Source organism: Pseudomonas sp. TWI923, from assembly GCF_039673365.1.
GTDB classification, from domain to species: Bacteria; Pseudomonadota; Gammaproteobacteria; order Pseudomonadales; family Pseudomonadaceae; genus Aquipseudomonas; species Aquipseudomonas sichuanensis.
Map to the genome: position 1 here is coordinate 1 of NZ_JBDJLM010000117.1, position 9,174 is coordinate 9,174.

The following is a 9,174-nucleotide window of genomic DNA, read 5'->3' on the forward strand; positions in this document are numbered from 1 at the left end:
TTATGTGTTTTTTTTCGGTGCGGCTTGGTCCCCCCCACGTGTTCGCGTGCCACCCCCCCACCCACTCGCCATCGGGGTGCTGGGGGGGGGGGGGCTTCCCCCGCGATGGTCGTTCAACGCACTTGCCACGTGAGTATCGAATGCCCCACCCGCGTCCCTACAAAGTTGCACTCAACGGTTACGGCCGCATCGGCCGCTGTGTCCTGCGCGCACTGTTCGAGCGTGGGGCGAAGGCCGGTTTCGAGATCGTTGCACTGAACGACCTGGCCGACCAGGCCAGCCTGGAATACCTGACTCGCTTCGACTCCACCCACGGGCGTTTCCCCGGTGAGGTGAAGGTCGATGGCGACTGTCTGCATATCAATGGCGACTGCGTGAAAGTGCTGCGCAGTGCCACCCCCGAAGGCATCGACTGGGGCGCCCTGGGCATCGACCTGGTGCTCGAGTGCACCGGTGCCTACAACACCCGCGCCGACGGCCAGCGCTTCCTCGATGCCGGCGCGCCGCGCGTGCTGTTCTCGCAGCCCATGGCCAGCGAGGCCGACGTCGATGCCACGGTGGTCTTTGGGGTGAACCAGGATTGCCTGACCGGCAGCGAGCTGCTGGTGTCGAACGCCTCCTGCACCACCAACTGCGGCGTGCCGCTGCTCCGGGTGCTGGACCAGGCCTTCGGCATCGAGTACGTGCAGATCACCACGATTCACTCGGCGATGAACGACCAGCCGGTGATCGACGCCTATCACCACGAAGACCTGCGCCGCACCCGTTCGGCGTTCCAGTCGGTAATCCCGGTGTCCACCGGGCTTGCGCGCGGCATCGAGCGCCTGCTGCCGGAACTTGCCGGGCGAATCCAGGCCAAAGCGGTACGCGTGCCGACCGTCAACGTGTCGTGCCTGGACATCACCCTGCAGACCGCCCGCGACACCAGCGCGGCCGAGGTCAACCGGGTGCTGCGCGAGGCCGCCCTGGATGGCCCGCTCAAAGGCCTGCTGGCCTACACCGAGCTGCCCCACGCCAGCTGTGATTTCAACCATGACCCGCATTCGGCCATCGTCGATGCCAGCCAGACCCGCGTTTCCGGCCCCCGCCTGGTGAACCTGCTGGCTTGGTTCGACAACGAATGGGGGTTCGCCAACCGTATGCTCGACGTTGCCGAACATTATCTGCACGTCGTCCACCCCACCCGCAGCAAACAGCCCTGAAGGACTGCATTCATGACCGTGTTGAAGATGACCGACCTCGACCTGCAAGGTAAGCGCGTACTGATTCGCGAAGACCTCAACGTGCCTGTGAAGGACGGTGTGGTTGCCAGCGATGCGCGTATCCTGGCCGCGCTGCCGACCATCAAGCTGGCCCTGGAGAAGGGCGCGGCGGTAATGGTCTGCTCGCACCTGGGCCGCCCGACCGAAGGCGAATTCTCGGCTGAGAACAGCCTCAAGCCGGTCGCCGACTACCTGAGCAAGGCCCTGGGCCGCGAGGTACCGCTGGTTGCCGACTACCTCGACGGTGTCGAGGTGAAGGCCGGTGACCTGGTGCTGTTCGAAAACGTGCGCTTCAACAAGGGCGAGAAGAAGAACGCCGACGAGCTGGCGCAGCAGTACGCTGCCCTGTGCGATGTGTTCGTGATGGACGCTTTCGGCACTGCTCACCGCGCCGAAGGCTCCACCCACGGCGTCGCCAAGTTCGCCAAGGTCGCCGCTGCCGGCCCGCTGCTGGCCGCCGAGCTGGACGCCCTGGGCAAGGCCCTGAAGGCCCCGGCCAAGCCGATGGCCGCCATCGTCGCCGGCTCCAAGGTGTCGACCAAGCTGGACGTGCTGAACAGCCTGAGCACCGTGTGCGACCTGCTGATCGTCGGCGGTGGCATCGCCAACACCTTCCTCGCCGCGGCCGGTCATCCGGTGGGCAAGTCGCTGTACGAAGCCGACCTGGTCGACACCGCCAAGGCTATCGCCGCCAAGGTCAATGTGCCGCTGCCGGTCGACGTGGTAGTCGCCAAGGAATTCGCCGAAAGTGCCGAAGCAACCGTCAAGGCGATCGCCGACGTGGCGGCTGACGACATGATCCTCGACATCGGCCCACAGACCGCTGCCAACTTCGCCGAGCTGCTGAAGTCGTCGCAGACCATCCTGTGGAACGGCCCGGTCGGTGTGTTCGAGTTCGACCAGTTCGGCAACGGCACCAAGGTGCTGGCCCAGGCCATCGCCGACAGCGCCGCGTTCTCCATCGCCGGTGGTGGCGACACCCTGGCCGCCATCGACAAATATGGTGTCGGCGCGGATATCTCCTACATTTCTACCGGTGGCGGCGCGTTCCTCGAATTCGTCGAGGGCAAGGTGCTGCCGGCTGTGGCGATTCTCGAAGAGCGGGCCAAGGCCTGAGCACGAAGGCGCCTGGCAAAGGGAGCGACCTGATGGTCAAGCAATTGCCTGTGATGATGGTGGCCTTGCTGCTGGGCGCCTGCGCCAGCGACAAGGGCGCGGACGGCGAGCCGTCGCAGAGCCACAAGGGCGGCTGCTATCAGTCCCAGTGGCAGGCCGAGACGGTGCCGGTGATCAACAAGCGCCTGGGCCCCGACGGCCTGGAAAAGTATGACGACGAGCACCAGCGCAAGGCGCCGGGCTGCCCTTGATCGGGCGGCAGGCAACCAAGCCTGGCTTTCGTGGTCTTGGAAGCGGGGCGGCGGCGCAGCCCTTCGGGGGTAAACCGGCACCCCCAAGGCCCGTACTTGCCCTGTGGGAGCGGGTTTACCCGCGAAGGGCCGCGCAGCGGACCCATGACGAGGTTTTAGGATGAAAGCGCTTCTGGCCGCACTGGCCCTGGCGACCCTGGCAGGCTGCTCGCTGTTGCAGCCGGCACCCGCCCCGGTGGCGGACAACTGGACCCGTTGGGTCTGCGACAGCCAGGCCGAGGTGCTGTGGCGCTTCGCCGATGTGAAACAGGATGCGGTCGACGTGCGCCTTGGCGGCGGCGACCAGGTCTACCGGCTCAAGTCCGAGCCGGGCGCCTCGGGCGCGCTGTACAGCGATGGCGTGCTGGCCTTCCACACCAAGGGCCAGGAAGGCCTGGTGTACTGGGTGGCGACCAACGATCTGATTGGGCGGGGCTGCAAGGCACCGTGACTGGCCGGGCCGCCACGGTGGCCCACACTACTTGAACAGCAACCGCCCCTGCGGCAGGCTTGCACGAAACAAACGACGCTTGTCGGGAGAGAGATACACCATGGCACTCATTAGCATGCGCCAGATGCTGGACCACGCCGCCGAGTTCGGTTACGGCGTCCCAGCTTTCAACGTCAACAACCTCGAGCAGATGCGCGCCATCATGGAAGCCGCCGACAAGACCGACTCTCCGGTCATCGTCCAGGCCTCCGCCGGTGCCCGCAAATACGCCGGTGCTCCCTTCCTGCGCCACCTGATCCTGGCGGCCATCGAAGAGTTTCCGCACATCCCGGTGTGCATGCACCAGGACCACGGCACCAGCCCTGACGTGTGCCAGCGCTCCATCCAGCTGGGCTTCAGCTCGGTCATGATGGACGGCTCGCTCGGTGAAGACGGCAAGACCCCGACCGATTACGAGTACAACGTCCGTGTTACCCAGCAGACCGTTGCCATGGCCCACGCCTGCGGCGTTTCGGTTGAAGGCGAGCTGGGCTGCCTGGGTTCGCTGGAAACCGGCATGGCCGGTGAAGAAGACGGCATCGGCGCCGAAGGCGTGCTCGATCACAGCCAGATGCTGACCGACCCTGAAGAAGCGGCCGACTTCGTCAAGAAGACCCAGGTCGATGCCCTGGCCATCGCCATCGGCACCAGCCACGGCGCCTACAAGTTCACCAAGCCGCCTACCGGCGACGTGCTGGCGATCGACCGCATCAAGGAAATCCACAAGCGCATCCCCAACACCCACCTGGTGATGCACGGCTCCTCCTCGGTACCGCAAGAGTGGCTGGCGATCATCAACCAGTACGGCGGCGACATCAAAGAGACCTACGGCGTACCGGTCGAAGAAATCGTTGAAGGCATCAAGCACGGCGTGCGCAAGGTCAACATCGACACCGACCTGCGCCTGGCCTCCACCGGCGCCATGCGTCGCCTGATGGCGCAGAACCCGAGCGAGTTCGACCCACGCAAGTTCTTCGGTGAAACCGTCAAGGCCATGCGTGACGTGTGCATCGCCCGCTACGAAGCCTTCGGCACCGCCGGCAATGCCTCGAAGATCAAGCCGATCTCCCTGGAAGGCATGTTCCAGCGTTACCTGAAAGGCGAGCTGGCTGCCAAGGTCAACTGATCCGTTGGTAGTTGCTTGAAGAAACCCGCAGAGATGCGGGTTTTTTTATGCCTGTAACAATCCAGCGACAGATGAGGATTATTCCCATATAACCCACAGCCATACCGTTAGTCGGCTAACATCAAATTCGATGGCGCTTAGCCATCTACCCGCGTTGCGTCTTCGGTCGCCCTGTCTAGAGTAAAGATCGGATCCAATAGCGGGCCAGGGTCGGCTTAAACATGGGAAGCAGCATGGATGTCGCTCACACACAACCTCCGGACAGTCGGTCGGTGCTACTGGTCGTAGACGACTATCCGGAGAATCTCATCAGCATGCGGGCGTTGCTGGCCCGTCAGGATTGGCAGGTGTTGACCGCCAGTTCGGGGATGGAAGCCCTGAGTGCGCTGCTCGAACACGAAGTCGACCTGGTCTTGCTCGACGTGCAGATGCCCGAGATGGACGGCTTCGAGGTCGCCCGGCTGATGCGCGGCAGCCAGCGCACGCGGCTGACCCCGATCATTTTCCTCACCGCCAACGAGCAGTCCGACGCCGCTGTACTCAAGGGCTATGCCAGTGGCGCGGTGGACTACCTGTTCAAACCCTTCGACCCACAAATCCTCAAGCCCAAGGTGCAGGCCCAGCTGGACCAGCAGCGCAACCGCCGCATGCTGCAGCGTCTGACCCGCGAGCTGGAGTCGGCACGGGCCTTCAACGCCTCGATCCTGGAAAACGCTGCAGAGGGCATCCTGGTGGTCGACGAGGCGGGCACCATCGGCTTTGCCAACCCCGCCATCTCGCGGCTGCTCAATGCACCGGTGGACAGCTTGCAGGGCGCCCACGTGCTGGACTTGATCCAGTTGCCTTGCGCCAGCCTGTGGCGCGAGTCGGACTTCTACCAGGCGTATCTGGGCAGGCAGATCTTCCGCGTGCATGACGCCCAATTGCGCACCGTCTCCGGCCAGCTTGTGCCGGTGGCGCTGTCCTGTGCGCCGTTGCCCGTCGAGCAGCGGGCCATGGTGGTGACGGTGCTGGACATGTCGGTGGTGCGCAGCCTGCATCAACAGCTGGAGTACCAAGCGGTGACCGACCCGTTGACCGGTCTGCTCAACCGTCGTGGCTTCTACCAGGCCGCTGAAGGCGCGTTGCTGCGCAACGAACGCTCGGACAAGGCCCGCGCCCTGATGTACATGGATCTGGACGGTTTCAAGCGGATCAACGACCTGCTTGGTCACGAGGCCGGCGACAAGGTGCTGCGCTGGGTGGGCGAGCAGCTCAAGGATTGCCTGGGTAACGAAGCGCTGCTGGCGCGCATGGGCGGTGATGAGTTCACCGCGCTGTTCGACGGGCTGCCGTACCCGGAGCAGGCCGGGCGCTTTGCCGAGAAACTGCTGGAGCGCCTGTCGGGCCTGCAGGAAGTGGACGGGCTGGAGGTCAGCCTGGGGGTGAGCATCGGCATTGCCACCTACCCCGATTGCGGTTCCAGCGTCGAGGGCTTGCTGCGCGCGGCGGATGCTGCGATGTACGCCGCCAAGCAGGCCGGGCGCCAGCAGTACCGTTTCTATGACCAGGAGCTCAATGGCCGGGCGCGCTCGCGGCTGATGCTCGAAGATAGCGTGCGCGCGGCCATCGAGCAGAACGACTTCAACCTGGTCTATCAACCGCAGGTGGCGTTCGGCGATGGCCATTTGCGCGGCTTCGAAGCCTTGCTGCGTTGGAAGCACCCAAGTGTCGGCGATGTGCCCCCGGGGTTGTTCATCCCCTTGCTGGAAGAAGCGCGACTGATCAATCGCCTGGCCAGCTGGATTTACCGCAAGGGCGCTGCCCAGCGCAAGGAATGGGGGGCGCGCTTCGGGGCCCGGTTGGTACTGAGCATCAGCCTGAGCCGAGCCCAGTTCGCCATGCCGGGCCTTGCCGACGAACTGGCGCGGGTAATCGACGAATATGCCCTGTTGCCTGCCCAGTTGGAGGTCGAGGTGGCCGAGACCTCGCTGATGTACAACATCGACGCGGCGGTGAAGCAGGTGAATCGGCTGCGCGAGATGGGCATCCGCGTGGCGCTGGACGACTTCGGTGCGGGTGACTGCTCGCTGCGCATGCTGCGCGACCTACCCATCGATACCCTCAAGCTCGACCGTCACCTGGTGGCGCGGCTGCCGGATTCGGCGGCTGACATCGCACTGGTGCGCAGTGTCATCGAACTGTGCGCGGCCTATGGCATCACCGTGATTGCCGAAGGCGTGGAAACGCAGGCGCAGGCGCAATGGCTCAAGGGCGCGGGTTGTGCCTACGTGCAGGGGTTCCTTGTGGCAAGGCCGATGACCGCCGCCGATGCCGGCGACTTCCCGGCGGTATTCCCTTGGGGCGAGTGATTGGTAAACTCGGCGCTCCTTACCCCGATCTGCACCCTGATGACCGCCTTACGCTACCTGCAAGCCTACCCGCCGCATCTACAAGACCAGGTGCGTCAGCTGATCGCCAGCGGCCGCCTGGGTGCCTACCTGGACCAACGCTATGCCGAGCGGCATACGGTACAGAATGACAAGGCGTTGTACGGCTACGCCCAGGATCTCAAGCAGGAATACCTGCGCAGCGCGCCGCCGCTGGACAAGGTGCTGTTCGACAATCGCCTGGACCTGACCCATCGCGCCCTCGGCTTGAATACCGCGGTGTCGCGGGTACAGGGCGGCAAGCTCAAGGCCAAGAAAGAGATCCGCATCGCCTCGCTGTTCAAGGAGGCGGCGCCGCAGTTTCTGCGCATGATCGTGGTGCACGAACTGGCGCACCTGAAAGAGCGCGACCACAGCAAGGCCTTCTACCAGCTCTGTCAGCACATGGAGCCGGACTACCACCAACTGGAATTCGACCTGCGCGTCTACCTGACCTATCGGGAGCTGCCGGGCAACACCTGAGGGACAAGCACCAGATGAGCACGGAAGTGAGCAAGACCCGCAGCAGTTTCTATCGCCGCCTGTACGTGGCCTGGCTCATCGACAGCCAGACCGCCACCAGTGTGCCGGCGCTGATGGAGGCCACCGGCATGCCCCGGCGCACCGCCCAGGACACCATCGCTGCGCTGGCCGACCTGGACATCGTCTGTGAGTTCGAGCAGCAGAGCGGCGCCCGCAACCATGCAGGGCATTACCGCATCCGTGACTGGGGGGCGATCGACAAGCAGTGGATCATCCAGCATCTGCGCCAGATCAGGGATGTGCTGGGTTATCCGTGATCTTTGCGCGGTCCTGGTGAGAGCACCTGTCTTACTGTAGGAGCGGCCTTGTGTCGCGATAGGGCCGCGCAGCGGCCCCAGTTTTCAGCTACGCAACAAAATTTGCTGGGGCCGCTATGCGGCCCTATCGCGACACAAGGCCGCTCCTACAGATGTCGTGCAGTACATGTGGGGGCCGGCTTGCAGGCAGCTTCAACCCTTGCGCATGCCGATATGGGGAATGTCGTCTTCCAGATATTTCTCGCCCACCGCCACGAAACCATGCCGAGCGTAGTACCCCTGCAAATGCGCCTGTGCCGACAGGTACACCGGCGTCCCCGCCCAGCAATGCTCGGCGCACTCCAGCCCCTTGAGCAGCAACTGATGGCCCAGGCCGCCACCCCGTGCGTCGGCTGCCGTCACCACCCGCCCGATAACCACGTCGCCACCCTGTGATTGCGGGTCGAGCAGGCGCAGATAGGCCACCAGCTTGTCGTCCTGCCAACCCATCAGGTGCAGGGTGTCGCCGCTCAGGTCCTGCCCGTCGACTTCCTGGTAGGCACAGCGTTGCTCGACCACGAACACTGCCGTACGCAGTTGCAGGATGGCGTAGAGCTGTTCCTTGCCTAGGTCGCTGTGGTGTTTGCAAATCCACTCGATGGACATGGGTATGAGCTCCTTGTAATGGCGCTCGATCATCGCAAATCCGGCCGCTGCGCACGAGCCTGGCTTTGCTGCAAATCACGTCAGATGTCGTTCGGCCAAAATAGAGGCTAAATGACATTATTGTCCGCTGTCGCCGGCATGCGGCTTGTGTAATCTGCAGGCTCTGTTGTGAGTAGAGATCGCCATCTTCAGCGTGGGGCCCCCAACTGCGAAAGGATTTGAGCATGCGGCCACTGCTTTGCGTTCTTGGAATACTGGGTTTGTTGTGCGCGATGCCGGCCGCCGCCCAGGAGAAACTGCGATTGGTGGCCGACAGCTGGCCACCCTTTACCGATGCCGCCATGCCCGGCGGTGGCCTGGCCACCAGCATCGTCACCACGGCGCTGAACCGGGCAGGTTTCGCCACTTCGTTCGAGGAAGTGCCCTGGGCCAGGGCCCTCATGGGCATTGGCGAGGGGCGTTACGACGTACTGGTCAACGCCTGGTACAACGATGAGCGCACGCGCATCGGCGAGTTCTCCGGCCCCTACCTCATCAACCGTATCCGTCTGCTCCAGCGCCAGGGCGAAGGCTTCGTGTTCAAGCGTCAGGCCGACCTCTATCCCTACACCATCGCCGTGGTGCGCGACTATGCCTACTCACCGGGCTTCGACAGCGACGAGCGTCTGAACAAAGTGCTGGTGCGCAGCTTCTCGTCGGCGGTGCGGATGCTCGCGGCCGGGCGGGTCAACCTGACGGTGGAGGACGAGTACGTGGCGCGTTACAACCTGCAGCGCGAACCGCAGCAGGTGCGCGATGGGGTGAGCTTCGTCGACCCGCCGCTGAGCGAGAACAGCCTGCACATCCTGGTCAGCCTCAAGCACCCGGAGCACCGGCAGGTGGTGGCACGGTTCGAGAAGGCCATCGCGGCGATGAAGGCCGATGGCAGCTACGCCCGGTTGTTGCGCCAGCACGGCTTCTGAAAGCTGCCCTGCCCCCTGTAGGAGCGGGGGGGGGGGGGGGGGAGGGGGCGAAGAGGACCAGGCGCAGCCGCGCGA

General features: G+C 64.2%; 10 protein-coding genes. 9 read left to right on the forward strand and 1 reads right to left on the reverse strand.

The window, feature by feature from the left end; genetic code table 11:
• Positions 1 to 140: 140 nt before the first annotated feature.
• The 8 genes from epd to ABE459_RS24790 all read left to right on the forward strand — a co-directional run bounded on the left by epd (position 141) and on the right by ABE459_RS24790 (position 7,492).
• Positions 141 to 1,202, forward strand: coding sequence for an erythrose-4-phosphate dehydrogenase (epd, locus tag ABE459_RS24755; protein ID WP_110994175.1), 1,062 nt, complete (start codon positions 141 to 143; stop codon positions 1,200 to 1,202).
• A gap of 12 nt (positions 1,203 to 1,214) precedes the next feature.
• Positions 1,215 to 2,378: a phosphoglycerate kinase gene (locus ABE459_RS24760; protein WP_110994176.1), complete on the forward strand. Its 1,164-nt coding sequence runs from the start codon at positions 1,215 to 1,217 to the stop codon at positions 2,376 to 2,378.
• A 32-nt stretch (positions 2,379 to 2,410) separates the two neighbouring features.
• Positions 2,411 to 2,629: a hypothetical protein gene (locus tag ABE459_RS24765; protein WP_323830460.1), complete on the forward strand. Its 219-nt coding sequence runs from the start codon at positions 2,411 to 2,413 to the stop codon at positions 2,627 to 2,629.
• Between the two features lie 160 nt (positions 2,630 to 2,789).
• Positions 2,790 to 3,119: an MliC family protein gene (locus ABE459_RS24770; RefSeq protein WP_110994178.1), complete on the forward strand. Its 330-nt coding sequence runs from the start codon at positions 2,790 to 2,792 to the stop codon at positions 3,117 to 3,119.
• Positions 3,120 to 3,219: 100 nt separating this feature from the next.
• Positions 3,220 to 4,284: a class II fructose-bisphosphate aldolase gene (fba, locus tag ABE459_RS24775; RefSeq protein WP_008093958.1), complete on the forward strand. Its 1,065-nt coding sequence runs from the start codon at positions 3,220 to 3,222 to the stop codon at positions 4,282 to 4,284.
• Positions 4,285 to 4,517: 233 nt separating this feature from the next.
• Positions 4,518 to 6,635 (forward strand): EAL domain-containing protein, encoded by a 2,118-nt coding sequence (locus ABE459_RS24780; RefSeq protein ID WP_323830459.1) that lies wholly within the window; start codon positions 4,518 to 4,520, stop codon positions 6,633 to 6,635.
• A gap of 39 nt (positions 6,636 to 6,674) precedes the next feature.
• Positions 6,675 to 7,175, forward strand: coding sequence for a M48 family metallopeptidase (locus tag ABE459_RS24785; RefSeq protein ID WP_125465807.1), 501 nt, complete (start codon positions 6,675 to 6,677; stop codon positions 7,173 to 7,175).
• A gap of 14 nt (positions 7,176 to 7,189) precedes the next feature.
• A complete protein-coding gene (locus ABE459_RS24790; RefSeq protein WP_125465806.1) occupies positions 7,190 to 7,492 on the forward strand; it encodes a winged helix-turn-helix domain-containing protein in 303 nt (100 codons plus the stop codon).
• 192 nt (positions 7,493 to 7,684) lie between these two features.
• Here ABE459_RS24790 and ABE459_RS24795 read toward each other — a convergent pair whose 3' ends face one another.
• Positions 7,685 to 8,137 (reverse strand): GNAT family N-acetyltransferase, encoded by a 453-nt coding sequence (locus tag ABE459_RS24795; protein ID WP_323830458.1) that lies wholly within the window; start codon positions 8,135 to 8,137, stop codon positions 7,685 to 7,687.
• Positions 8,138 to 8,361: 224 nt separating this feature from the next.
• Between ABE459_RS24795 and ABE459_RS24800 the strand changes: the two genes are divergently transcribed.
• Positions 8,362 to 9,099 carry a transporter substrate-binding domain-containing protein gene (locus ABE459_RS24800; protein ID WP_323830457.1) on the forward strand — a complete coding sequence of 246 codons (738 nt, stop codon included), beginning with the start codon at positions 8,362 to 8,364 and terminating at the stop codon, positions 9,097 to 9,099.
• Positions 9,100 to 9,174 lie beyond the last annotated feature (75 nt).

Bases quoted from the DNA above. Each gene is read 5' to 3' on its own strand.
- ABE459_RS24770 (WP_110994178.1), top strand. From the start codon at position 2,790: ATGAAAGCGCTTCTGGCCGCACTGGCCCTGGCGACCCTGGCAGGCTGC.
- ABE459_RS24765 (WP_323830460.1), top strand. From the start codon at position 2,411: ATGGTCAAGCAATTGCCTGTGATGATGGTGGCCTTGCTGCTGGGCGCC.
- epd (WP_110994175.1), top strand. From the start codon at position 141: ATGCCCCACCCGCGTCCCTACAAAGTTGCACTCAACGGTTACGGCCGC.
- ABE459_RS24780 (WP_323830459.1), top strand. From the start codon at position 4,518: ATGGATGTCGCTCACACACAACCTCCGGACAGTCGGTCGGTGCTACTG.
- ABE459_RS24790 (WP_125465806.1), top strand. From the start codon at position 7,190: ATGAGCACGGAAGTGAGCAAGACCCGCAGCAGTTTCTATCGCCGCCTG.
- ABE459_RS24795 (WP_323830458.1), bottom strand. From the start codon at position 8,137: ATGTCCATCGAGTGGATTTGCAAACACCACAGCGACCTAGGCAAGGAA.
- ABE459_RS24800 (WP_323830457.1), top strand. From the start codon at position 8,362: ATGCGGCCACTGCTTTGCGTTCTTGGAATACTGGGTTTGTTGTGCGCG.
- fba (WP_008093958.1), top strand. From the start codon at position 3,220: ATGGCACTCATTAGCATGCGCCAGATGCTGGACCACGCCGCCGAGTTC.
- ABE459_RS24760 (WP_110994176.1), top strand. From the start codon at position 1,215: ATGACCGTGTTGAAGATGACCGACCTCGACCTGCAAGGTAAGCGCGTA.
- ABE459_RS24785 (WP_125465807.1), top strand. From the start codon at position 6,675: ATGACCGCCTTACGCTACCTGCAAGCCTACCCGCCGCATCTACAAGAC.